Here is a 24868-nt window from a genome sequence, read left to right on the forward strand (position 1 = left end):
GCATCATTTTACTTTCGCAAGTGCATCCGATACGCGTGAAACGTACTCATCAATCGTATATTCAATCGAGAGTGGCGTCGGTGTTCCAGCCGCTGCGAGTGGCGTGTTGTCTTCAATCAATACGACCGATCCGCGTTCGATGGCTGGTACTTTACTGTAGAGCGGGTCTGCTTGAAGCGCCTTCAACGTGTCTTCATTTCCGTATGTGACGAAGATGTCGACGTCGTTCAAAATGTCGGCGTTCTCTTTGCTGAGCTCGAGATAGAAGCTATTTGCTTTTTCAGCTTCGTCGACAATGTTTTGTGGGTACTCCATGCCGAGTTCTTCGATGAAGGCACCACGAGGATCACCTGTTGTATAGATATAGAATTTTGAAAGATCTTCTGCGCTCATCGAGACGAAAGCGGCTTTCTTTCCAGCAATCTCAGGAACGGCTGTCGCTTTGTCAGTAATCAACTGCTCCGTGTCTTTGATTAACTGTTCGCCTTCTTCACCAAGTCCCATTGCGAGTGAGTCATAACGAACCATGTCTTGCCATGAGGTGACCCAAGGTGTTTCTTGATATGCCACGACCGGTGCGATTTGGCTAAGCGTGTCATAGTCTTCTTGAGTGATGCCTGAGTAGGCGGCCAAGATGACATCGGGATTTGAATCTGCGATTGCTTCAAAGTCTAATCCGTCCGTATCTTGATAGATGTTCGGGTTCTCTTCGCCAAGCGCTGTCAACTTCTCTGCTGTCCATGGAAGCATCCCGCTATCATCTTGTACACCGTAGTTCGTAGCTGAGAATCCGACCGGTACGACATCGAGTGCAAGTGCGACGTCATGGTTTCCCCACGAAATCGTTGCGACACGCTCTGGTTTTTCTTCGATGACAGTCTCACCGAACGCATGCTCGATCGTGATGGGGTAACCTTCTGCTGATTCTTCCGTCCCTTCGTTCGTGGAAGCGTTCTCAGCTTCTTCCGAACCACAGCCGGCTAAGATGAGTGCAAACGCTGAAGCAAAAATAAACATATGTAACCACTTCTTCATTGTCTTGTTCACGTGTTTCTTCTCCTTTTTCAACTTCTCTATTTTCTCGATACTGATAATCATTATCAGTTATGAGTATAGACTTGCTATTCCTTCGTGTCAACTGCTATTCGATATAGAAAAATGAAAAAACCTGTCGTTTTAGGACAGGTTTATTAGGACTTTCGATGTTGTCGCATGACGTCCGCGATCGGTTCATCTTGTTTTTCAAGCTCCGATACGATCCGTTCATGGTCCACGTCGTTTCGGTTTTGGCTCAACTTGAACGTCGCCTGCATATCGGTGATGTCGATCCGAAACCCGACGACGCCGTTCATTTGTCGCTTCACCGGTTCGGATAATGCATCCCAACGCACCGCATGCTCACGCTCGCCTTCATGCTCGTGAAGTAATCCGGCTAGTTCCTCAACCAACTCGTTTTCATTGAGAATCGTCGCACGTCCATATACGTGTACGGCTTGATAGTTCCATGTCGAGACGTCCTCATGACCATACCATGACGCTGACACGTAAGCGTCTGGCCCTTGAAAGATGACGAGAACGGTTTGAACTTCAATTGTTCGCCACTGAGGATTCGCTTTTGCGACATGAGTCGTCAGTTGACCGTTCGCCTCATCGAATCGTAACGGGACATGTGTCGCAATCGGTTTGTCCCCGTCATGCGTCACGATTGTACCGAATGGATGGGCATGGAGAAACGCGTAAATTTCTGATCGCTCTTTGACGGAATATTGATTTGGAATATACATGCCGGACTCCTTTCTCCTATTATATTCTGAACAAGACCGGTATAACGACACAGAAGGAGGAATGTTTTTATAAACTCAACCATCAAAGCCATCGTCTTTGACGTATATGGCACATTATTCGACGTCCATTCGGTGAAGGATGCCTGTGTTCCCTGAAAAAGGAGCTGCCATCAGCCAAATATGGCGGACGAAACAACTCGAGTATTTCTTTTGGCGCCACATGATGGGACGTTACGAAGATTTCGATACAGTGACCCGGGACGCACTCCGTTACGCATTAGCCGTGCATGACGCAACATCGACGGAGGAAATTGAACAACGTCTGATCGCATCGTATGCGTACCTCACCCCGTATGAAGAGGTCGCGTCGGTCCTAAAGGAGTTGCATGACGTGAAGACCGTCATCCTCTCGAACGGGACGGACGAGATGCTTGAGGCACTGCTTCGCAACGCCGGTCTCACCGATTATTTCGATGAGGTCGTCAGCTTCGGCGGCATCAAACAACCGAAACCGACGCCTGCCGCCTACATACACTGGTTCAAGACGTCCGGTCTTCGTCGTGACGAGGTGCTCTTCCTATCGTCGAACGGATGGGACAAAAACTTTGGCTTTCATGCCGCCTGGATCAATCGGAACGACCTACCGTTTGAAGCGTTCGATGTGGAACCGGATACCGTCTATCCGAATTTGAACAACTTGCCAGAATAGCTCTAGTCCGTGAATGACCTCGTGAAAATGAGGTCGTTTTGTGCATCCTCTCCCATGAAAAAGGTGTGCACGCCCGTCTGTTCGAACCCATTGCGCCGATAGAATTGAATCGCTTTTTCATTGTGTTCCCATACGCCCAGCCACATCTTCCGTTTATGCAACTTCTTCGCCAATTCGCTTGCCTGAGTGAATAATGCTTTCCCCACCCCGTGACCTTGAAACGCTTCTAGTACGTAGATTCGTTCTATTTCAATCGCATCGGTGCCCATCGGTTCGGATTGAGCGTCGCGTACGTTCACTTTCAAATACCCTGCCAACTCGCCATCTACGTGCGCAAAGTAGAAATGAGAGTCAGGGTGTGCCAACTCTTGCTTCAACTGCTCAGTCGCGTAAGCTTTTTCTAAGTAAGCGTTCAAATGCTCTTCTGTGTTGTGACGTGCGAACGTCTCCGTAAACGTCTGGATGCTAATGTGACGTAAGGCTTCTACGTCCGTCGCTTTCGAGATTTCAATCATGTGGCCTCGCTCCTCTCAATATTCTCGATGCTTGCCTTTCTTCACCTCGGTCCAATCTGTTTCCACATTGCTTCGTACTTTTTTCAAAAGGCGTAACAACTCTTCACTTTCTTGCTCATCGAGTCCTGATAACGCGACCGATGTAGAATATTCATGTTCCCGAATGATGAGCGGGTACAATGTCTCGCCCTTCTGCGTCACGTATAACCGTTTGATTTTCTGGTTCTCTAAATCTGACCGTCTCTCAATCCATCCCTCTTGCTCCAGTTTCTTGATGGCACGTGCGGCGGTCGTCCTGTCTACCTTAATCAACTCTGCCAGCCGCTCTTGAATGATACCTGGGTGTTCAAAAATCCTAACGACGTACAAGTACTTCCCTTTTTCTAAACCGAGTGCCTTAAATTCAATGTTGCTGATTGAATCGAGGGCACGCGCAATCATCCCGATCTCTCGTAAATGGTCATGCATTATGAGACACCTCTACTTTTTTGTTGCAAACGCAACAAAATACTTTATATAAGCGTATCGTAATTTGTGAGAGAATGGAAGTAAGAATTTTCGCTAAGAAGGAGATGAATGAAAGATGGGTCACCGAATCTATACGACGAGTTTCGCGAGCGTTTATCCACTCTACGTCGCCAAAGCCGAACGCAAAGGACGGACGAAGGAAGAAGTCGACACCATCATCGAATGGTTGACCGGTTACGATGAGACCGGACTCGAACGTCAGATAGCCAATCAAGTCGATTTTGATACATTTTTCGCTTCAGCACCTCGTCTCAACGAAGACCGCGCCCTCATCAAAGGCGTCGTCTGTGGGGTTCGTGTCGAGAACGTCGAAGAACCGCTCATGCGTGAGATCCGTTATTTGGACAAACTCATCGATGAATTGGCAAAAGGAAAGAAAATGGAGAAGATCTTACGAGGAGGCGAATCATGATGGATGTGACAGCACTCGTCGACGAGGCACGGCTCGATTCATTTATTCATCTGCTCGAGGTCATCGATGATCATTTACCTGGCGGATTTGAAAAAACGACGGACGGACATGGTGTCCATTACGTCGTTCCACTCGATCGATATCCGTCCGGGTATCATGTCACACCGGGGACGCCACTACCGTTTATCAGTGTAATCGCGCAAAAGCGCCATGTCGGACTGTATCACATGGGCATTTACGCCGACCCTGAATTACTCGCTTGGTTCGAACGGGAGTATGCGAGTCGTGTCCCGACGAAACTTGATATAGGGAAAAGCTGTATCCGTTTCAATAACGTGCAGCGAATCCCGTTTGACTTGGTCGGAGAACTCGTCGAGAAGATGACTGTCGAGGAATGGATTCAGCACTACGAAGGACAACGAAATAATAAAAGAGGCTGGGACATAACCCAGTAAATTTATAAGAAAGAGGCCCCATGAGCGACTTGTTCGCTCACGGGACCTCTTGTCATTTTTATGGGTTCGTGCATTTCGGACTAAACAGGAAAGAAGGGGTCCAGCCACCGAAAATCGGTGACCGGACCCCTCTTTTTATCAAAAATTTTTAAAACCGGTTAGTTATGTCCCCGCCTCTTTCATTTACACAGTAAATCGATTCGTCATCTCTCGCATCTCATCCGCCATATTCGATAATTCTTGAGCGGCTGCCGTAATTTCTTCCATTGATGCCATCTGTTCTTCAGTAGCTGCTGATGTGTTCTCCGTTTCTGTAGCAGTCGATTCAGTAATTCCTTGAATCTCATTCACGGAGTTCAACACTTCTGTCGCTCCCGCCGCCATTTCTTGTACAGCACTGGACACTTTTTCTATTTGTTGCCCGACTTCTTCAATGGCTACTTTAATTTCATCAAACGCAACACCTGTCTGCCGCACGTTCGTCACACTCTGTCCCATATCACCTTCTACGACATGCATCGTCTCTACGGCATGCTTTGTTTCTGTCTGTGTATGATGAATTAAAGAGGAAATTTGTTTGGTCGCATCGGCTGATTCTTCTGCCAGTTTTCGTACTTCTGCAGCAACGACTGCAAACCCACGTCCCTGATCTCCTGCACGCGCTGCCTCGATTGCTGCATTTAATGCAAGTAAGTTCGTTTGCTCTGCAATTCCTGAAATGGTCCCACTGATTGTACCAATCTCTTGAGAACGAGTATTAAGCTGCTCAATGACTTGTTGCAACGTCTTCACTTTTTCATTCATCGCTTCAAGCTGATGTTCAAGCGTTACGATTAGCTCATTCCCTGATTGTACTTTGTCCAATGCCCCTTCCGATAATACAGTCATCTGTTGAGCACGATCAGAGACTTGGTGAATGCCATTCGTCAAGTCTGAAAGGGTACCATTTGAAGACTTTACCCGTTTCAACTGATGGAGTGAACCTGAAGCGATTTCTTCCATCGTCACGGCTACCATCTCTGTCGCTTTTGTCGTTTCTTCTACGTTATTTTTCAAATCGTCCGATGAAGTTGCAACACGCCCAGAAGTCGAAGTCACTCCACCAATCAACTCTCGTAAACTTTCTTTCATCTGATTGAATGACTGTGCGAGCGCCCCGATTTCATCGCGTGATGTGTATGTGCTATTGACTGTCAAATCCCCTTCACCGGCACGACTCATCAATACGTTCAATTCTTTCACCGGACCAACCACAAGGCGCGTGATGTAGACGCCTAATCCAATTGAAAGCGCAGCTCCCAAAATGACAAGACCCCAAAAGATAAACACAGCACCCTCTCGATCCGACCGCATCGTATCACTGGCCGTTTCCGCATCCACATTCAACTGATCCATAACTTCTTTCGCTGTCTCAACAAGCGCAAGTCGAATTGGACGTAATTCTGTTCCATATTGTCGGTAAGCAGATTCGTTTTCATTTCGTAATGCAGGTTGCAATACGACGTCTATGCTTTCCAAATATGCGTTCGTCTCTTCATTCAGCTTTTCGATTCGACTCATTAATTCAGGATCTTCTGTCGAAATCGAATCAGTGAACTACTCGCCACTTATTTGCTTCGCAAATTGAAGTGGGAGCTTCTTGGGAAGACCGCACTTTTACTAGCCACGATTGTTTACCAAGCTCACCGGGCAGTCCCTGCCCTGAATGGTTGTCAGTCAGCCAACATCAATAGGTTGAGGCTCGCGTTGATGTCACGGTCATGATGCGCGCCACAGGCACACGTCCATTCACGGACATCTAATTTTTTCTTCTCGCCTTTTTCGCCGCAAGAGGAACAGATTTGCGTCGATGCGTACCATTGGTCGGCCTTGATGAGCGTCCGTCCGTAGAAGTTTGATTTGTATTCAAGCTGGCGGACGAACTCGTACCAACTGACGTCGGCAATCGATTTGGCGACCTTGTGGTTCTTCATCATGTTCTTCGATTTCAATGTCTCCACGACGATGACTTGGTTCTCGTCAACGGTTCGTTTTGACAATTTGTGAAGGAAGTCTTTGCGTTGGTTTGCGATTTTCTCGTGTTTCTTGGCCAAAAGTAATTTGGCTTTTTCACGATTCTTGCTCCCGATCTTCTTACGAGACAGAGCGCGTTGCGCCTTCTTGACCTTCTCTTCGGACTTGCGAAGAAAGCGAGGGTTGTCGATCTTCTCAGAAACCATGTCATCATTTGTCATGATGGCGAAGTGTTCTAACCCGAGATCGATGCCGATCTTGTTCTTAGCCGGAATCCATTGCTCGTCATCCTGATTGACAAGGATGGAAACGAAGAACTTGCCTGTCTTCGTCATCGAGATTGTCGCGGACTTGATGATCCCCTCGAAAGAACGATGTTGTTCGAACTTCACGAAGCCGATTTTAGGAAGTCTCACCTTGCCGTTCTCGATGCGGATCGTACCGTGCTGGTTGTTCGTCGTGTAGGAGGCGCGCGACCGTCGTCTCGATTTGAAGGTCGGGAAGCCGGCCGTTCCGGCGAAGAACTTCGCGAACGCGGTGTCGAGGTTCAACTTCGCGTTCGCGAGCGCGAGGCTGTCCGCCTCGGCGAGGAACGGGAACAGGGGCTTGTAGGATGCGGGTGTCGCCGGATTTCGTCTCGTCACGATCCCCGCTTTCGCCTCATCGCGGATGGCGATGCGGTCCTCGAGCAGCTTGTTGTAGATGAACCGGGCGCAGCCGATCGTCTTGATGAGGAACTCGGCCTGTGCAGGCGTCGGGTGGAGCCTATATTTGTAGCCTTTCAGCATGTCCGTCCCTCCTCCCTCCAGCAGATCGTGATATGTCCTCCTCATCCGATACCCACGGAGGGGGAGGGAGAATCTGACGGAATAACGAACTTTTGTTCGTAACATCTGTCATAGGGAGAGAAAACTGTTGGACCGGGCGATTCATCTCCCACCTACGCCGGGCTTCGCCCCGAGACGCTTAGAGGAGGGAGAATTCTCGCCTGATTTAGTTAAATTTTTCATCATTTTCCCTCCCATTCTATTTATCGTGTCGAATTTGTGAAAAATGAAGCAATGTTTAGAAAGCCTTGACCTAAGTTTCGATTCAGATAGCTGCCTCTTTGCTCCATCTCGTTACACCTTTTGTAAGCCGGCTCGCATTTATGTTGCATGGAGATGCAGTATACTAACATCAGATACATTCGGTTACGAAAGGAGCGGACAACTTGCCACGACCACTCAAACTCACACTCTTTCTTCTAATGTTTGGATCTTTATTCTATATCACCCATTTCCACTATGAGTTGCGTCCGTCTGACATCCGGGACATCGTCTTGTCATTCGGATTTTGGGGACCACTCTTCTTTATTTTCCTTTATGCCATCGGTCCGGTCGCATTTTTACCGACATCCGTCCTTTCACTCGGATCCGGACTCGCGTTCGGCGTATGGCCAGGTGTCCTCTATATCATTATCGGTGCAACTGCTGCTGCGACGACCGGTTATGTGATGGGGCGTTTTTTCGGACGCTCAGTCATCAACGTCGACCGCTATCCATGGTCAGAGAAACTGTTCACACAAATGGAGCGTCGTGGCTTTTTATATGTATTTGTCCTCCGGCTCATCCCGCTCGTCAGTTTCGACTTACTCAGTTATGCCGGCGGAATCTCACGTGTTCGCTTCCGTGCCTTCGTACCGGCGACCGTGCTCGGCATGATTCCAGGTACGTTCGCCTACAGCTTCCTCGGGGCGAGCCTCGCCTCAGGCAGTGTCACTACGATCTTCATCGCCGCGCTCGTCTTCGTCGGCTTGATTGTCGTGACGTATATCTTCCGGGAACCGGTGAAAAAGTGGTTAGGCCTAAATTGAAAAATCGATTCTCCTATCTCACTAAAAGGCATTTGAACACACAATCCCTTTTATTGTAAATTATATGTGGGAATAATATCCACATATACTATTTAAAGGGGAATCACCACGTGTTTAAAAAAGTTATCGCCTGTCTTCTAGTTATTTTCATGTTATGTAGTTCGTCTGTTTCAATTTCAGCAAAAGAATTTCATTCTCGATATAATAAAGGAGAAATGGTCTATCTAACCTTCGACGATGGACCAAATCAATACACACCGAAGTTGCTCGATGTCTTAAAACGATATGATGTGAAGGCAACTTTTTTTATTTTGGGCAAGAAAATCAAAGGAAATGAAGCCATTCTCCAACGAATCGTGGACGAGGGTCATACAATCGGATTACATAGTATGACTCACGATAAGAAAACATTTTATCGTTCCCCTCAAACCGCAGTAAATGAGATGAAACAAGTTCAACAATTGATTTTTGATATCACCGGCGTAAAGTCAACGACCATTCGCGTCCCTTATGGAAGTGTGCCTCATATGACCAAAGCACATCGTCAAGCGATGGAAAAGGCCGGTTTTGACATGTGGGACTGGAACGTTGATACGCTCGATTGGAAATATAAAAAGGATCAAAAAACGATGCGCTATCAAACGATCAAACAAGTACGTGCTCATCGCGCTTACTATCAAGCATCTATCGTCTTGATGCATGATCACGCCACTTCTCCAGAATCACTCTCTTATATGCTGAGACATTTGACACGTGAGAAGTTTCTCTTTTTGACGACGGATCAAGCAAAAAAACCGTATCATTTCTATAACAAGTGGTACGGCACATCACATTGATTACCTCAATCGGAGCCCTGTGCTCCCTTTTTTGTTCCAAATGTGCAATCTATATTAACTTCCGTCAACTTCATCCGATATGTATAGAGCTACAACAAATGAACACGAGAATGTGAGGAAAGAATGATGAGTTTGATCAAAAGAAATCAGTTGATGTTGTTGACGACGTTATTGATTGTGATGACGTCGGTTGTTGTCCATTTGCTACATCGTTTCACGGACTTTGCCTATGCGTATACGATCCTACGAAACGGTGCGGACGGTTACGTGTATTCCGGTGTGACGTGGGTCTTGTTCGCCCTTCCAATCCTCTTCTTTGGGATGATGGTCGTCGCCTCGAAGCGAGAATCCGTAGCATTTCCTTATTGGATGATGCTGACGCTCACCTTCGCTAGCATCTCGACCGTCGCAGGAGGGCAAGGACTCGTTGAGTATCACTTCTCCATTTTTGTCGTCTTGGCGATTTTGTCGTTCATGCGTCGAACCGATTTGATTTTGTATAGTGCGGGGATCTTTGCTGTGCAACATCTAGTCGGATACTTTTTAATCCCTGAGATGATTTGTGGGACGAGCGACTATCCGTTCAGTTTACTACTCGTCCATGCCGTGTACTTGATTCTTCTCAGCGTCGTGCTTGTCGCGCAAATCCACCTCCGTAACAAAGAGACGCAACATGCCGAGGCACAGGAGCAAGAAACACGACAGTTGTTACAACAAGCGATTCATGATGTCAGCGCCCTCGTTCAATCGTTAAACAGTCACGCCGAAGAGCTTGAATCTGCTGCTAACCAGTCTCTTGAATCTGGTGAGCAAATCGCTGTCACGGTCGATCCAATTGTCGCGCATGCTTCATCCCAACAGGAATCCATGGTGCAAGGGGCAGATGAAATTCACTCAATCCGTTCTTTGACAGCGCTCATTCAAGAACGAATGGCCCAGACGGCCGCAGCGTCCTCGCGTATCGCCAAAGATGCCCTTGCCGGGAACAAAGACATGCGACTAATGGAAACAAAAGTACAAGAAATCATCACCGAGTCGGAACAACTCGACCGGATTGTCGCGACGATGTCGAATCGTTCAACCGAAATCCAAGGAATCTTGCAACAAGTCGGTTCCATCAGTGAACAGACGAACATGCTCGCCTTGAACGCATCCATTGAAGCGGCTCGTGCCGGTGAGGTTGGACGAGGATTCGCCGTCGTCGCCTCAGAAGTCGGGAAACTCGCTGTCCAATCGCGTGAATATGCATCCGAGATGACCCGAGTCCTCGGTGGATTGATGGAAGATACGACCGTCGTATCCAAATCAGCGCATCTTTTCAAACAAGCGACCGAAAACTGTCAAACGGTCACGAACGATGTGACGGCTGTCTTTGGTCGTCTTACAGAAGATGTTTCAGAAATCGACGAACAAATCGCTTCGATTCAAGAGACGCGCCATCGGGTCACGACACAGATGGAAGCACTCGAAACACGACTTGAATCGACGAAATACGCGGCGAATGAACTTCAACAACAGATTCACCATGTTGCCGCAGCAACGGAAGAGCAAGTCGCTATTCAAAAAGAACTCAGCTCGATGTCGGACCGACTCGCGCTAACCGCGAATTCGCTTGAAAACGTGACTTCTCAACTCGAGGATCACGCCACTCGCGCCTAACACAAATGCCCCCGACCAAGTGGTCGAGGGCATTTTACTTATCGGCCGAGCAATTGACGAATTCCTTCTTGAAGAGGTGTGACCGGGCGTCCGAGAACCGATTCGAAGTCACTCTCATGAATTTCGAGCGTTCCTTGACGAATGCTTCGCTGAATCCCCACAAGAATCGCAACGACTTCCTCTGGCAACCCAGCCCCGCGCATCGTCTCTTCGTATGCCTCGAGACTCAACTCCTGCATCATCACTTCACGACCTAACACTTCACTGAGTGCGTCTACAAGATCTTGCTGGGTATGAAGTGGTCCTGATAGTTCGTAGATCACATGATCCTGTTGTTCTTTCAACAGAACGTTCGCTGCGGCTTCCGCATAATCTTGTTGTAGAGCCCAACCGACTTTACCGTCCCGAGCCGCCGTGATCCATGGCGCCCCGTCAATTACCGCTTGAATGCTTGATAACTCGTTTTCTAAGTACCAGTTGTTCCGTAAGAACGCATGTGGAATACCGGACTCGACAATCGCTTCCTCTGTGACGACATGTGGAGGTGCCATCAAGTTCTCACTGTCTGTCGCATCGGCTAGACTCGTGTAGGCAATGAATGAAACACCTGCCCGTTTCGCCGCCTCAACCGCGTTCGTATGTTGACGAATCCGCGTATCGTTATCGCCATCTGCCGAGATGATCAAAAGACGCTCAACACCTTTGAACGCTTCATCGAGTGTGTCTGGCTGATCAAAATCACCATGTCGCACATCAACGCCACGCTCTTTAAGAGACGCCGCCTTCTCCGGATTCCGTACACTTACAGCGAGCTCACTCGCATCAATCGACTTGAGTAGTTCCTCTACAATTTTCGAGCCGAGTTTCCCCGTTGCTCCTGTGACTAAATATTTCATTCTTTTTCCTCCCCTAACCTGTAATCGAATCAGTTACCTGTAATTATGATAATTACAGGTAACTGATTTGTCAATTATTCTTTCCCTGTTATACTAAGCATGTAACAAAGTTGTTTACATCTATAAAAACCGAAAGGGAGATATTTATGACAATCAGTAGTCGTTTTTCGGTTGCCATCCACATGCTGACTCTTGTTGCGCTTTCACCACCAGAAGTGATTTCATCAGATTTTTTAGCGCGGAGCGTAAATACAAACCCTGCTCTTATTCGAAAAATCATGGCCATGTTAAAAAAAGCAGAATTGATTCAAGTTAAACCAGGTGTTGCTGGTGCAATTCTTACTAAACCACTAAACACCATTTCACTTCTTGAAATTTATCAAGCCGTTGCTGTCGTCGAACCAAATGAACTGTTCGGAATTCATGATCAACCAAATCCGGCTTGCCCGGTCGGAAGAAACATCCAAGCAACGATTGAGCCCATTTTTATAACAGCTCAATCCGCCATGGAACGAGTCCTAGAGCAAGTTATGCTTGCAGATGTTGTACAAAACATTGAACAAAGTATAGATTGAGGAATAAACAACCACTCTTTTTCGAGTGGTTGTTTATTTTTACGCTTGACTTTGAGTTCTTATGAACTTAAATTAAATATATAGAAGTTCATATGACCTTAAAAGGAGGAATTGTTGTTGACCCTACTCATCGGGTTCTTACTCATCGTCATCTTCATGCTCGCACTTGACCTCGGGGTGTTCCACCGTAAAGCGCACGAAGTCTCGCTCCGCGAAGCATGGACATGGACGTTTGTCTGGATTGGGATTGCCATCGCATTCGGAGGATGGTTGTTCTTCACGCAAGGAAGTACAGCCGCAACGGAATATGCGAGCGTCTACTTTATCGAAAAGGCACTCGCGATTGATAATGTCTTCGTCTTTTCACTTGTTTTTGCCTATTTCGCCATCCCACTCAAGTATCAACACAAGGTACTGTTCTGGGGGATTCTCGGAGCGATTTTCTTCCGCGCTGTCTTCATCGTCGCTGGCGTATCCCTTTTAGAAAACTTCGGTTGGGTCTACTACGTGTTCGGAGCGTTTCTCGTTTATACAGGGTGGATGATGTATAAGAATATCGGGAAAGACGAGTCACTTGAAGAAAACAAGACGATTCGTTGGCTCGAGCGACGCCTGCCCATCACACAGGATATCTCATCCGGGAAGTTCACGAAGCGCATCAATGGGAAGTTGTTCTTCACGCCACTCTTCATCGCGCTCATCTTTATCGAATTGTCGGATATCGTCTTCGCTGTCGATTCGGTCGCTGCAAGTTTCGCGTATTCACGTGACCCGTATATCATCTTCTATGCGAACATCATGGCGATTCTCGGACTTCGTAGCCTCTACTTCGTCCTCGCCAACTTGATCGACCGCTTCTACTATTTGAAACACGGTCTCAGCTTCATGCTCGTCTTCATCGGGGCGAAGATGATTTTCGGTGATGTGTACAAAATGCCGATTTGGATGTCTCTTGGAACCATCGTTCTCGTCATCCTGATTAGCGTCCTCTATAGTTTCTACAAAACGAAACCTGGTTCGTCTAAACACGTATAATGAATCAATCAGTCCATTTCGTCGGTGTTCTTTCTTTGAAAATCGGGTAATCATTGAGGTGCACAACTACAGAAAAGGGGATTCAATATGTTTGATCGGATTGGCCTCATGAGTATCGGTCTCGTCTTCGGGATCATCCTTATGTTACTTTTCAATAATCTATTCGGATTGGTGTTCGGTATCGTCCTTGGTGTCAGCTTCATCGCCGCCAACCAAATCGAACGAAACAAACAAACAACATGGCATTAATCAAAAAGCACGCGCTCCCATTGTTTGAGAGCGCGTGCTTTTATGTCAAAACATTGTATACGGATTGATACTGTTAGCAGGAGATGAACTGCTATACACATAGCTGTTCCGATGCACTTCGAAGTGGAGATGATTCCCGAACGAGTTACCGGTATTCCCCACCGTTCCAATCGTTGCTCCTTTTGCTAGCGTCTGTCCTGTGACGACATTGAGACGATCGAGGTGTGCATATACTGTGATGTATGTTTGTCCGTTCAACTGGTGGCTCATCATGATGTGGTTACCGTAAGCCCCATAGTTCCGAGAAACGATGACTTTTCCATAAGCGGCTGACACGACCGGTGTTCCTCTTGGAGCAGCCAAGTCGATACCGTTATGGAACGTATAACCGTACTGCCCGCTCGCCGGACCATACTTTTGTGTCAACGTCCCTTTTGTCGGGATGATCATTTTCGCAGCCGATGTGGTTGAAAGCGTGGAGACACTGTACTTCTTCACATATGTACTGGATACGTAGCGGGATGTCCCGTTGAAATTGATTTTTGTCCATCCCCCGCTCACGCCGAGATATTTGAAGGATTGTCCCAACTTCGCACTGCCGACGATTGCATACGTCGTGCCCGGACCCGAACGGACGTTTAAACTGTTAGTCGTGACTTTGACATAATACGTGGTAGCAGCTTCAGCCGGGGTACCTGTCGGAGTGAAGATTCCGACTGTGAGAAGAACGGCACAGAAGAGAGAAAGCATCTTTCGTTTCATGATGTGGTAAATCCTTTCAATTATGTATTTAAATTTTTTTTTTATATTATCTAACTGAAAAAATTTTACCACCAAAACGAACCGACAAATATGTCATTTATATTTCAAATAAAGGAAAACAAATTATAACTTACTTTCTTTATTTTTCCTTTTCAACATACAAAAAATGCACAGCCGTTTTCGACTGTGCATGTCTGTTACTCACGATTTTCCTCGGCGTTCTCCTCTTCATCCTCTAAATCTTCAATCAATCGCTTCATCTCTTCAATTTCACGGCGCTGTGCCTTGATGATTTCTTCAGACAATTCTTTCACGCGTGGGTCTTCAATTTCAGCGCGTTCACTTGTCAAAATGGCAATCGAGTGGTGAGGGATCATCGCTTTCATCCAACTGACATCATCGACGGTCGTCTGGCTACGTACGAGCCAAAGCGAGGCACTGAAGACGAGAGCACTGACCCCTAGGATGATAAAGTTAACTGTTTTGTTCTTATACATCCCCCACATGAAGAGAAGCATGACGAACGCCATGACCGATCCCATGATGAGTGCCATGTACAACCTCGTCTGACTAAAGAAGATATGATTGAACTGAAACACGTTCAAATACATGAGCCAATACATAATGAACGTCGAGACCGCAATCATGATTCCAAATTTACCGTACTGTTTCATCTTATTCATCCTTTCTTATTGTGCGTATAAAAACTCTTTTACCTACTTCTTCTATACTCAAACCCGCCTATTTCTCGGTCTAATCGTACTCTTAACGCTTTTCACTTCTTTTTCACAAACATCGGGTACACTAGTGAAATTGAGTTCATGCAAGGAAGGAGAACGATGATGCAAGAGCGGACATTGCGTGACGTACTGGCAACACTTGATTCTGTTTTATCTTGGTCTTATCTCGATCACCCGGAAGAAATGACAATTCGCGGAATCGGAACGACACCAGAAAAAATAAATAAAATGTTTTTATATATATGCAAGCGCCCAATCAATGAACGTGGCGTCGATTTAGTGAGGGCCGCCATCCGAAATGGTGCAGTAGCCATCGTCACGGATCGACCGATTGACGCGAGAGTACCCGTCATTTACTGTCGAGACGTCGAACGCGCACGTGAACAACTACAGACTCTTTTCGCCATGGAAGGAAATCACACAAAGCACACGGAACGATAATAATAAGAGGAAGGAGGAATACAAGATGAAGATTCTCATCGTAGACGATGAAGAAAAAATGAGACATTTGATTCGTTTGTTTCTTGAGAGCGATGGGTATGCTTGCATCGAGGCAAATGATGCCGATTCCGCACTCGATAAGATTGAAGAGCGACCGGACCTCATCCTTTTAGATATTATGATGCCGGGAGTGGACGGCATCTCACTTTGTCGTCAGTTGAAAACGATGGATCCGGCATTACCCATCGTCTTGTTGACGGCACGTTCAGACAACGAGACCACCATTCAAGGGCTAGATGCCGGAGCGGATGACTACGTCACCAAACCGTTCGATGGAAATGTGTTGCTCGCTCGAATTCGAGCCGTCCTGCGAAGAAGTCGGGTCGTTAACCTACAATACGGTCCACTCCGTTACGATGAAGAGAGTGGGCGCATCTTATATGAAGAACAGGAAATCATTCTGACGCCAAAAGCAACAGCCATCTTGAAGCTATTTCTTCAGCACCCGAATCGTTTGTTCAATCGCTTAGATTTGTATGATCTCGTCTGGCCGTACTCTGCCGAATCTGACCCCCGTACAGTCGATGCACACATACGCATGATTCGAGAAAAGTTAGGGGACGCAGGCTTTCCAATCGATGATTATTTGAAGACGGTATGGGGACGTGGGTATCGATGGACCGAGGAGCGTTCCGGATGAGACGCAGTCGTAATAGCTTACCGTTCCGAATCAGCCTCGTCTTCCTGTTGTCTACGTTGTTGATTGAAGGAGTCTTATTCTTGCTCCTTTACCACACACTACTTGGGGAACGCGTGACAGAAGAAGTCCATCGATTAGAATCACGGGCTGAGAGTCATGCGAATGTATTGGCGATGAACTTTTCCGAAGAGACAATCGGTCATGTGGCTACCATGGAAAGTGAGACGGACACAAAAGTTGCCATCACTGACCCAGCACATGATCTTCTTCAAACGTCCCGTTCTTTTCCACAGGTACTGGTCGATACCGTCGAAACGAAACGACGTGCAGGTCCATTCGATGATACGACTGTTCTAGAGGACGACTGGGAAAACGAGCCGTATTTAAGCGTTCGTACGCCGATCACGGATGATCTCGATACACGGTATGGGTACGTCTACATGTTTTTACCGACTGAGATCATTCATGGAATCAGTCATCGCCTTCAGTTGCGATTTCTGTATATCACGACCATCGCACTGGTGACGACCGTGCTGACCTTCATCCTGCTGAGCCGCCTCATTTCGAAACCAATTCAGTCACTGAAACAAGCGACCGAGAACGTACTGACGAATCCCGATAACCTACAGCTACCAACGAATCGCGTTGACGAAATCGGTGAGTTGGCTCGCTCCATCGAGGCCATGTCCGTGGAGTTGGCTCGCTTACGTCGCGAACGACATCAATTTTTGTCCGATCTCTCACATGAAATCAAGACCCCTCTCACTTATTTGAGGGGATATGCCGAGATTGCTTCGAAAGAAAGCACACCCGAACCGCTACGCAATCAATCCATCCAGACAATTTTAGATGAGAGTCGTTCGCTCACAGAACTGGTGGAAAATGCGTTTCAATTGGCTCAACTCGACGAAAACACGTTCTTGTTACATCGAGAAGAAGTTTCTGTCACGACGTTTTGTGAGGATTTACGACGAATGCTCGATACGATGTTCCGAATGACGACGATTCGGTTCGCTGCTTCTCCGAACATAGAACAAGCAGACATCACGCTCACATTGGATCGACATCGCATGCTTCAGGTCTTCCGGTCCATTGCCCACAACGCGATTCAGCATAGTGAGGCGACACATGTTTCACTTCATTCTAATACTTCAGACGCTTATCTCGTCTTGACCATCACTGACGACGGAAAGGGAATTCCTGAAGAAGATCTCCCACACATTTTCGACCGTCTGTACCGTGTTGAAAAATCACGATCTCGTCAAACTGGTGGAAGCGGACTCGGACTCGCCATCGCTGAACAAATCGTCAACCGTCACGGTGGAGAATTGACAGTCACGTCTGATGTATCGGGCACTTCTTTCACCGTCACGATTCCACTCGACAAAAAGACGCCTATCCTATAATGGAAAGGCGTCTTTTAATCAATTGAGCTCACCTTTGTCGAGGCGCATCTCCCATTCCCCGTCTGTAAACTCATATACGCTGTTATCCGATGTGACAAGCAACATGCGCTCCTCGTTGACTGCCAATTCGATTGGCACAACGTCCGCTTGAAACTCTGGAAGATTGAACGTCTCTGTCGACTCATCGTCTAAGTTGAAACGAACCCCTTCGAAAGAACCATCTGTCTGTCGTACGTATGCCAGCTGCCCCTCATCCGCTCCGACCGTGACAACTTGTTCTGCTTCAACAAGTGGCTCGAACGAATCTCCAAAGTCATTCGAAACGAGGATGCCGGACGGCCCGTACAAGAAGACGCGCTCCGCATCCGTCGCATCGGCGACGATTCCTGCCACTTGCGATTCCTCTATCCCTTGTACCTGCATCGGTTCAAATGATTTCCCACCATCGATGGAACGATAAAATCCCGGCTCTAGCTCCGAGGTCGCTTCCTCCAAATAAACGTAGAGTGTACCTGTGGCATAACCGGCACTCATATAGTGGAAATCTGCCTCGCCTTCAAGCGACCGACTCTCGAGTACCGCCCCATGATTTTTTCCATGCATGACCCCAAGTGGATTTTTGAAATCTGTCCGACGATCGGGGTGACCGCTCGCATAAAATCCATCCTCGACGAGTTCGAATCCCATATAGTCATGACGATTCGTCGGAAGTGTATACCAGCCATCTTCACGATATTCCATCAATCCGGCATGCGTTGCAATGACCGGACGGTTATCGTCTTGCCAAAATCCAGCTCCGTGGATGTGGGAGACCGTTTCATCGGATCCCACACGTTGCCACTCGTCTTTTGTAGTTGTCGTCACATTCTCGGATTGACTCGTGTCCGACGGTGCGTCTTCTGTTCCACACGCCGACAGGAGCAGTGGAGTCAGGAATAGTGATAGCATTAACGTTCGTTTCATCTCGATCCCTCCATCATTAGCATCCCATCTAGCATACTGACTAAAGGTGAAAGAAATGTTAAATCTTCAAAAGTCGAGCGTTGATTGCGACAATAACTGTGCTTAAACTCATCAAGACGGCACCGATGGCTGGGGACAAGATGATTCCAATCGGAGCCAGAACGCCTGCAGCAAGCGGGATGGCGACGATGTTATACCCGGCTGCCCACCACAAGTTTTGAATCATCTTACGATACGTGTTCTGTGAAAGCTCCAAAATCGATAGGACATCTTTCGGATTACTGCGGACGAGGACAATATCTGCCGTTTCGACTGCAACGTCTGTCCCGCTCCCGATTGCGATGCCGACATCCGCTTGTGCTAAGGCAGGTGCGTCATTGATTCCATCTCCGACCATCGCTACTTTGCTGCCATCTTTTTGGACGTCTTTCACTTGGTTCGCCTTGTCGTCCGGTAATACTTCGGCATACACGTCATCGATACCGAGCTGACCCGCGACCCAATGCGCGACCTTCTCGTTGTCACCCGTCAACATGATCGAGCGAATGCCTTTTTCATGAAGTGCCTCGACGGTCTCTTTCGCTTCTTCCCTCACCAGATCGGCCATCGCAATCATCCCGACCCATTCTCCGTCTTTCAAAACAAAGACGACGGTCTTTCCTTCTTCCGAGAGTCGTGCAAACGTCTCCTCATCAATTTGAATGTGTTGATCGCGGATATGTCGCGGACTGACGACTTGAACACGCGCACCGTCAACCGTTCCTTCCAATCCGACACCTGTCATCGAACCGAAGTCGTCGACAGCCGCCAGTTTCAATTCCCGTCTCTCGGCTTCCCTTAAAATCCCTTGCGCGAGAGGATGTTGCGACTCACGCTCAACTGCTCCTGCGAGTTGTAACACGTCTTCTTCCTTATAAGACGAGCTCGCCTGTATGTCTGTGACTCCGAAATTCCCTTCCGTCAGCGTACCGGTCTTATCGAAAATGACGGCATCGAGTCGACGCGCCTCTTCAAATTGAGTCCGATTGCGGATGAGAAGACCTTGTTTCGCCGATAATGCTGTCGAGACGGCGACGACCAGGGGTGTCGCCAGTCCAAGTGCATGGGGACATGAGATGACCATGACCGTTACCATCCGTTCGATCGCTGTCCCGACTGAGTAGCCGAGCATGAACCAGATGGTGAACGTGATGACCCCAGCGGCAATTGCGATATAGAACAAATATTTTGCCGCCCGGTTCGCCAGATTTTGAGCCCGCGACTTCGATTTTTGTGCCTCACTCACCAATTCAACCACTTTTGACAAGTACGTACTTTCTCCCGTACCAATCGTTTCAATCGTCAAACTCCCTTCTTGGTTGATCGAACCCGCAATGACATCTTCACCTTCTGTTTTTTCGACCGGTACCGATTCGCCGGTTAACATCGACTCGTCGATGGTTGTTCGTCCTTTGATGATTTTCCCGTCCACGGGTACCTGCTCCCCCGGTTTGACGAGGATTCGGTCTCCTTCCTTCAGTTCAGAGATAGGAACGTCTTCCGTTTCTTCCCCATTGATGCGATGCGCTTCGTTCGGTAGAAGCTGCACGAGTTGTTCCAACGCGTTCGACGCTCCCATGACAGAACGCATCTCAATCCAATGGCCGAGTAGCATGATCACAATCAATGAAGCGAGTTCCCAAAAGAAGTCATGTCCGCTTCCATAGCCAAAGACGACAGCTGCACTATAAAAGTAAGCGACGCTGATCGCCAAGCCAATAAGCATCATCATGCCCGGGCTACGCTCTCTTAACTCTTCCACACTTCCTTTTAAGAACGGCCACCCGCCGTATACATACACAATCGTCGCCAATACAAATAAGATTGTCTTTTCAAACGGAAAATCGAGTTCAAACCGCAGCCATTCTTGAATCATGTCCGATAACAATAAAATCGGAATCATCAGCCCGAGCGATACGAAGAAACGTCGTTTGAAATCGTCAATCATATGCTCGTGTCCGTGTCCGCCATGATGAGACTCGTGACTCTCCTCATGATGTCCATGGTGTTGATCGTGTGCATGTTCCATCATTCATCCTCTCCTTTACACGGATTGTATACCTCTATTCGGTATGCGATTAAACAGATTTGGACTTTCATGTTTCTTTCACAATTAGGTGGTACAACAAAGTGAGGACTGAACAATGAAGGAGTGTTATAGCATGAAATCGAAAGGAATATGGTTTCTGTTGACGGGGATTTTAATTGGAGGCATCCTCGTTTTACTAATCGTCCTTTTCAACGGGACATGGAACCATAACAACAATATGGACCAAGATCATATGATGGGAAACGATTCGGCAACGGGTCAGATGGATGATCACATGATGGGTGATAATGGAATGGGTGGCAATAACGGACCGATGGGACACGGAGCGATGCAAGAGCTCCAAGCAACGGATGAACCGACACAGCCGCTTCCGATTCCGACTGCCTTACAGCCAAATCGTGTCACGGGAGACACGGTCTACTATACGGTGGAAGCAACTAAAGGCACGTCACAATTTTTCAAAGACGGCAAGAAATCGGAAACGTTCGGCTATAATGGAGACTTACTCGGACCAATGATCGAGTTACCGAAAGGAAAAACAGTCGTAATCGATACCATCAATCGATTGGATGAACCGACAACGTTCCACTGGCACGGACTCGTCATCCCTGCCGACATGGACGGGGGACCTCATCAGACCGTCGCACCAGGTGAACAGGCACAAGTTCGACTCGACATCGATCAAGAACCTAGTACACTGTGGTTCCACCCCCATCCGATGGGATTGACAGCCGAACAAGTTTATAAAGGGCTCGCCGGTCTTCTTTATGTGACCGACGATGCACAGAACGGTCTCCCGAATGAATATGGAGTCGACGACATCCCGCTCATCGTACAAGATCGACTCTTCACGCCGAACGGTGAGTTGGATTATGATGCCCATATGAACGTTGATGGAACGACGGGGGATACCATTCTTGCGAATGGAGCCATCAACACGACGTTCGACGTTCAAACCGAGACGTTACGAGTGCGACTAGTCAACGGTTCGAATGCGCGCGATTTTGATTTTACGTTATCTAACGAGGCCGAGATGACGCAGATTGCGACAGACGGAGGGCCGTTAGAACGCCCGATTCCCTTAGAGACCCTCACGTTGACACCAGGTGAACGGGCCGAGGTACTGATTGATTTTTCACAAGTTGAAGATGTCGCCGCCTTAAAAGCGGACGGGGTGACATTCACCACGTTTCGTGTCGGTGAACTTGACAAGGCGTCCATTAAGATTCCGGTGACCGAAACGATGGAGCGCTTGACAGATGAGACAGCAGACCGCCGCCTCACCCTTTTTGGAATGGGTAACATGGTTTCAATCAACGGAAAGACCTATGATCCGGAGCGTATCGACATCGAAGCGAAACGCGGAGACACCGAGGTATGGGAAATTGAAAATAAGCCGGATATGATGGGTGGGATGACACATCCTTTCCACATCCACGGCGTCCAGTTCCGAGTCATTAGTCGAGACGGCAACCCACCATCCGATCAGGAAAAAGGGTGGAAAGATACGGTAGCCGTCGCTCCGGATGAACGAGTAAAGATTGAAATCACCTTCACGAAAACCGGCACATTTATGTATCATTGTCACATCCTCGAGCATGAAGAAAATGGGATGATGGGACAAGTAAACGTGACCGAATGACCGACACCTCTCTGTTCTATCAGCGGAGAGGTGTTTTGTATCCGTCCTGATTTCGATACGTTTCTGCTAGGACTATTGCCTGTATAGGGATTCCTTCTCAAATGTCGTATACTAGTTGTGAATGCATGTACAAATGTTCGCGAGGAGGTAGGTCCATGCGCCGATTCCATAGGATTAGGCAGAAACGCTCCGCTCGTCAAAAACAGCAACGCCATACGTTCTCCATCGCTTCCATCGTGGAAGAAGTACAGGATGCGATGTGTTATATCGATTTCTCAAGATGTCGTCTGTATTCGAATGATTCTCTTCGGCAATGGTACCCTTCTATGACAACACAATCTTTTGACACATTGGAAACATTGACTCGTTATGTATATACCATGTTGGAACGGCATGGGGCGGATTCCGCACAAGTCATGCACCTCATCCAGGAATTGCTCGAATGTGCGACCGAAACGGATCCAAGGATGACTTCACGTCGTCTGCGTTCTAATGACAAGACGCTACATTTGATTTTCAACTTCACGCGGACACCACGTGGCGTTTTCATCATGTGGCGCGACCAAACGGAAGCCGTCCGCTTTGAAGAACGTAAAGACAGTTTCCTTGCCGAACTGTCTCATGATTTCCGCACGCCATTGACTGCCATCCATGGATATACGGAGCTACTCATGACACGCCATCAAGGTTCGGAAAAATCGTATCAGATGCTAACACAAGTCAAACAAGAATCGGAACGGCTGGAGCGGCTCGTCGATAACTTCCTCGATTATCAAAAAGAACGATACACGGCTGATCAACTGACCGTGACGACGTTCGCACTCCGTCCTCTTTTGGAGGATGTCATGTCGAGCTATCAGACGACCTCCTCGCTTCATACGGTGACGTTTGAAACGAATGATGTCTTGATTCAAGCAGATGAAGAAAAGTTACGGCAATTGCTCCATAACCTCATTGGTAACGCCATCAAGTACTCTCCTGATGGCGGGACGGTCCATACGAGCGTATTTGAAAGTGCTGGCACGGTAACTTTATCTGTATCCGATACCGGGATTGGGATTCCAGAAGAAGCACTTCCCTACGTATTTGATGAATATTACCGTGTCGAATCCGCCGCCCACCAAGCCATAAAAGGAACAGGTCTCGGTCTACGAATCTGCAAACGAATTGCCGAAGCCCACGGTTGGGGAATTCATGCGGACTCGGTATACGGAGAAGGCACCACCTTTACAATCGAGCTTCATACCAGACAGAGCTGTCCATTGCTACCATCCCCTAAACATTCGGTTTCGTTCGACTGATTTAACTAAATCAGGCGAGAATTCTCCCTCCTCTAAGCGTCTCGGGGCGTAACCCAGCGTAGGTGGGAGATGAATCGCCCGGTCCAAAACTCTTCTCCCCCTGTGACAGATGTGACGAACAAAAGTTCGTGATTCCGTCAGATTCTCCCTCCCTTCCATGGGTATTGGATGAGGAGGACACATCATGATCTTCTGAAGGGAGGATGGACGGACATGCTGAAAGGCTATAAATATAGGCTCCACCCAACGCCGGCACAGGCCGAGTTCCTCATCAAGACGATCGGCTGCGCCCGGTTCATCTACAACAAGCTGCTCGAGGACCGCATCGCCATCCGCGAGGAGGCGAAAGCGGGGAGTGGAACGAGACGGAAACCGGCGACACCCGCCTCCTACAAGCCCCTGTTCCCGTTCCTCGCCGAGGTGGACAGTCTCGCGCTCGCGAACGCGAAGCTGAATCTCGACACCGCGTTCGCGAAGTTCTTCGCCGGGACGGGCGGCTTCCCGGCCTTCAAATCGAGACGGCGGTCGCGCGCCTCCTACACGACGAACAACCAGCACGGCACGATCCGCATCGAGGACGGCAAGGTGAGACTTCCTAAAATCGGCTTCGTGAAGTTCGAACAACATCGCTCGTTTGAGGGCGTCATCCGGTCGGCGACGGTGTCGATGACCAAGACGGGCAAGTTCTTCATCTCCCTCCTCGTCAAACAGGACGATGCACCATGGATCCCAGCCGAGAACAAGGTCGGGATCGATCTCGGTTTGGAGCACTTCGCCGTCATGACGAACGATGCGATGGTCTCGGAGAAAATCGAAAACCCACGTCTCCTTCGTAAGTCCGAGGCGAAGGTCAAGAAGGCGCAACGGGCGCTGTCGCGAAAGAAGATCGGAAGCAAGAATCGTGAAAAAGCCAAATTACTTTTGGCCAAGAAACACGAAAAGATCGCCAACCAACGCAAGGACTTCCTTCACAAACTGTCGAGACGGATCGTTGACGAGAACCAAGTCATCGTCGTGGAGACATTGAAGTCGGAGGACATGATGCAAAACCATAAGCTCGCCAAATCGATTGCAGATGTCAGTTGGTACGAGTTCGTCCGGCAACTCGAATACAAATCAAACTTCTACGGACGGACGCTCATCAAGGCGGATCAATGGTTCGCATCCACTCAAATCTGTTCCACTTGCGGTGTAAAAGGCGAGAAGAAGGCGATGGATGTCCGTGAATGGACGTGTGCCTGTGGCGCGCATCATGACCGTGACATCAACGCGAGCATCAACCTGTTGATGTTGGCAAACTAAA

The 24868-nt window shown here is 48.1% G+C and carries 26 protein-coding genes; 15 read left to right on the forward strand and 11 right to left on the reverse strand.

The window, feature by feature from the left end; genetic code table 11:
- Positions 1 to 3: 3 nt before the first annotated feature.
- Together KNO71_RS04745 and KNO71_RS04750 are read right to left on the reverse strand one after the other, a co-directional pair.
- Positions 4 to 1035: an iron-siderophore ABC transporter substrate-binding protein gene (locus tag KNO71_RS04745; protein ID WP_214687729.1), complete on the reverse strand. Its 1032-nt coding sequence runs from the start codon at positions 1033 to 1035 to the stop codon at positions 4 to 6.
- A gap of 155 nt (positions 1036 to 1190) precedes the next feature.
- Complete coding sequence (locus KNO71_RS04750; RefSeq protein ID WP_214687508.1) at positions 1191 to 1784, reverse strand: FMN-binding negative transcriptional regulator; 594 nt, start codon at positions 1782 to 1784, stop codon at positions 1191 to 1193.
- A gap of 145 nt (positions 1785 to 1929) precedes the next feature.
- On the opposite strand from KNO71_RS04750, the gene KNO71_RS04755 reads away from it, so the two are divergent.
- Entirely contained in the window at positions 1930 to 2493 is a 564-nt protein-coding gene (locus tag KNO71_RS04755; protein WP_353047646.1) for a haloacid dehalogenase type II, read from the forward strand.
- Positions 2494 to 2495: 2 nt separating this feature from the next.
- Here the strand turns inward: KNO71_RS04755 and KNO71_RS04760 are convergent, their stop codons facing one another.
- Together KNO71_RS04760 and KNO71_RS04765 are read right to left on the reverse strand one after the other, a co-directional pair.
- Positions 2496 to 3008, reverse strand: coding sequence for a GNAT family N-acetyltransferase (locus KNO71_RS04760; RefSeq protein ID WP_214687510.1), 513 nt, complete (start codon positions 3006 to 3008; stop codon positions 2496 to 2498).
- Positions 3009 to 3023: 15 nt separating this feature from the next.
- Entirely contained in the window at positions 3024 to 3476 is a 453-nt protein-coding gene (locus KNO71_RS04765; RefSeq protein WP_214687512.1) for a MarR family winged helix-turn-helix transcriptional regulator, read from the reverse strand.
- Positions 3477 to 3591: 115 nt separating this feature from the next.
- Here KNO71_RS04765 and KNO71_RS04770 point away from each other — a divergent pair, with 115 nt between their 5' ends.
- Positions 3592 to 3948: a DUF2200 domain-containing protein gene (locus KNO71_RS04770; RefSeq protein WP_012727286.1), complete on the forward strand. Its 357-nt coding sequence runs from the start codon at positions 3592 to 3594 to the stop codon at positions 3946 to 3948.
- Positions 3945 to 4403, forward strand: a complete 459-nt coding sequence (locus KNO71_RS04775; RefSeq protein ID WP_214687513.1) for a DUF1801 domain-containing protein — start codon at positions 3945 to 3947, stop codon at positions 4401 to 4403. Before KNO71_RS04770 ends, KNO71_RS04775 begins: the two co-directional genes overlap by 4 nt.
- A 183-nt stretch (positions 4404 to 4586) precedes the next feature.
- Here the strand turns inward: KNO71_RS04775 and KNO71_RS04780 are convergent, their stop codons facing one another.
- Together KNO71_RS04780 and tnpB (KNO71_RS04785) are read right to left on the reverse strand one after the other, a co-directional pair.
- Positions 4587 to 5963, reverse strand: coding sequence for a methyl-accepting chemotaxis protein (locus KNO71_RS04780; RefSeq protein WP_078147620.1), 1377 nt, complete (start codon positions 5961 to 5963; stop codon positions 4587 to 4589).
- Positions 5964 to 6115: 152 nt separating this feature from the next.
- The gene (tnpB, locus tag KNO71_RS04785; RefSeq protein WP_078147621.1) at positions 6116 to 7204 is read right to left on the reverse strand and encodes an IS200/IS605 family element RNA-guided endonuclease TnpB; all 1089 of its coding nucleotides are present in this window, start codon (positions 7202 to 7204) and stop codon (positions 6116 to 6118) included.
- Positions 7205 to 7629: 425 nt separating this feature from the next.
- Between tnpB (KNO71_RS04785) and KNO71_RS04790 the strand changes: the two genes are divergently transcribed.
- The 3 genes from KNO71_RS04790 (at position 7630) to KNO71_RS04800 (ending at position 10766) form a co-directional block, all read left to right on the forward strand.
- Entirely contained in the window at positions 7630 to 8271 is a 642-nt protein-coding gene (locus KNO71_RS04790) for a TVP38/TMEM64 family protein (RefSeq protein ID WP_214687514.1), read from the forward strand.
- A gap of 215 nt (positions 8272 to 8486) precedes the next feature.
- Entirely contained in the window at positions 8487 to 9107 is a 621-nt protein-coding gene (locus KNO71_RS04795; RefSeq protein WP_240499857.1) for a polysaccharide deacetylase family protein, read from the forward strand.
- A gap of 126 nt (positions 9108 to 9233) precedes the next feature.
- Positions 9234 to 10766 carry a methyl-accepting chemotaxis protein gene (locus KNO71_RS04800; protein ID WP_214687515.1) on the forward strand — a complete coding sequence of 511 codons (1533 nt, stop codon included), beginning with the start codon at positions 9234 to 9236 and terminating at the stop codon, positions 10764 to 10766.
- 38 nt (positions 10767 to 10804) lie between these two features.
- Here KNO71_RS04800 and KNO71_RS04805 read toward each other — a convergent pair whose 3' ends face one another.
- Entirely contained in the window at positions 10805 to 11662 is an 858-nt protein-coding gene (locus KNO71_RS04805) for an SDR family oxidoreductase (RefSeq protein ID WP_214686215.1), read from the reverse strand.
- Between the two features lie 146 nt (positions 11663 to 11808).
- Between KNO71_RS04805 and KNO71_RS04810 the strand changes: the two genes are divergently transcribed.
- The 3 genes from KNO71_RS04810 (at position 11809) to KNO71_RS04820 (ending at position 13521) form a co-directional block, all read left to right on the forward strand.
- Positions 11809 to 12237 (forward strand): Rrf2 family transcriptional regulator, encoded by a 429-nt coding sequence (locus tag KNO71_RS04810; RefSeq protein ID WP_214687516.1) that lies wholly within the window; start codon positions 11809 to 11811, stop codon positions 12235 to 12237.
- Between the two features lie 117 nt (positions 12238 to 12354).
- On the forward strand, positions 12355 to 13272 hold the full coding sequence (locus KNO71_RS04815) for a TerC family protein (RefSeq protein ID WP_159562943.1): 918 nt from the start codon (positions 12355 to 12357) through the stop codon (positions 13270 to 13272).
- Between the two features lie 87 nt (positions 13273 to 13359).
- Complete coding sequence (locus tag KNO71_RS04820) at positions 13360 to 13521, forward strand: hypothetical protein (RefSeq protein WP_159562944.1); 162 nt, start codon at positions 13360 to 13362, stop codon at positions 13519 to 13521.
- A gap of 45 nt (positions 13522 to 13566) precedes the next feature.
- Here the strand turns inward: KNO71_RS04820 and KNO71_RS04825 are convergent, their stop codons facing one another.
- Together KNO71_RS04825 and KNO71_RS04830 are read right to left on the reverse strand one after the other, a co-directional pair.
- Positions 13567 to 14283, reverse strand: a complete 717-nt coding sequence (locus KNO71_RS04825) for a peptidoglycan DD-metalloendopeptidase family protein (RefSeq protein ID WP_214686217.1) — start codon at positions 14281 to 14283, stop codon at positions 13567 to 13569.
- Between the two features lie 197 nt (positions 14284 to 14480).
- The gene (locus tag KNO71_RS04830; RefSeq protein ID WP_074035791.1) at positions 14481 to 14957 is read right to left on the reverse strand and encodes a DUF305 domain-containing protein; all 477 of its coding nucleotides are present in this window, start codon (positions 14955 to 14957) and stop codon (positions 14481 to 14483) included.
- Positions 14958 to 15125: 168 nt separating this feature from the next.
- On the opposite strand from KNO71_RS04830, the gene KNO71_RS04835 reads away from it, so the two are divergent.
- The 3 genes from KNO71_RS04835 to KNO71_RS04845 are packed head-to-tail and all read left to right on the forward strand — an operon-like array spanning position 15126 to position 17570.
- The gene (locus KNO71_RS04835) at positions 15126 to 15464 is read left to right on the forward strand and encodes a hypothetical protein (RefSeq protein WP_214687517.1); all 339 of its coding nucleotides are present in this window, start codon (positions 15126 to 15128) and stop codon (positions 15462 to 15464) included.
- A 25-nt stretch (positions 15465 to 15489) separates the two neighbouring features.
- Positions 15490 to 16164, forward strand: a complete 675-nt coding sequence (locus KNO71_RS04840; RefSeq protein ID WP_214687518.1) for a response regulator transcription factor — start codon at positions 15490 to 15492, stop codon at positions 16162 to 16164.
- Positions 16161 to 17570 (forward strand): sensor histidine kinase, encoded by a 1410-nt coding sequence (locus tag KNO71_RS04845; RefSeq protein ID WP_214687520.1) that lies wholly within the window; start codon positions 16161 to 16163, stop codon positions 17568 to 17570. The genes KNO71_RS04840 and KNO71_RS04845 overlap by 4 nt, the downstream gene beginning before the upstream one ends.
- An 18-nt stretch (positions 17571 to 17588) precedes the next feature.
- Here the strand turns inward: KNO71_RS04845 and KNO71_RS04850 are convergent, their stop codons facing one another.
- Both KNO71_RS04850 and KNO71_RS04855 read right to left on the reverse strand, forming a co-directional pair.
- On the reverse strand, positions 17589 to 18533 hold the full coding sequence (locus KNO71_RS04850; protein WP_214687522.1) for a F510_1955 family glycosylhydrolase: 945 nt from the start codon (positions 18531 to 18533) through the stop codon (positions 17589 to 17591).
- Positions 18534 to 18591: 58 nt separating this feature from the next.
- On the reverse strand, positions 18592 to 20604 hold the full coding sequence (locus KNO71_RS04855) for a heavy metal translocating P-type ATPase (RefSeq protein ID WP_214687524.1): 2013 nt from the start codon (positions 20602 to 20604) through the stop codon (positions 18592 to 18594).
- Positions 20605 to 20734: 130 nt separating this feature from the next.
- Between KNO71_RS04855 and KNO71_RS04860 the strand changes: the two genes are divergently transcribed.
- From KNO71_RS04860 to tnpB (KNO71_RS04870), 3 genes are all read left to right on the forward strand, one after another.
- Complete coding sequence (locus KNO71_RS04860) at positions 20735 to 22264, forward strand: multicopper oxidase family protein (protein WP_251024882.1); 1530 nt, start codon at positions 20735 to 20737, stop codon at positions 22262 to 22264.
- A gap of 155 nt (positions 22265 to 22419) precedes the next feature.
- Positions 22420 to 23565: a sensor histidine kinase gene (locus KNO71_RS04865; RefSeq protein WP_214687527.1), complete on the forward strand. Its 1146-nt coding sequence runs from the start codon at positions 22420 to 22422 to the stop codon at positions 23563 to 23565.
- 213 nt (positions 23566 to 23778) lie between these two features.
- A complete protein-coding gene (gene tnpB, locus KNO71_RS04870) occupies positions 23779 to 24867 on the forward strand; it encodes an IS200/IS605 family element RNA-guided endonuclease TnpB (RefSeq protein ID WP_078147634.1) in 1089 nt (362 codons plus the stop codon).
- Position 24868 lies beyond the last annotated feature (1 nt).

The sequence above is a fragment of the Exiguobacterium sp. s163 genome, from assembly GCF_018617135.1.
Lineage (GTDB): Bacteria > Bacillota > Bacilli > Exiguobacteriales > Exiguobacteriaceae > Exiguobacterium > Exiguobacterium profundum.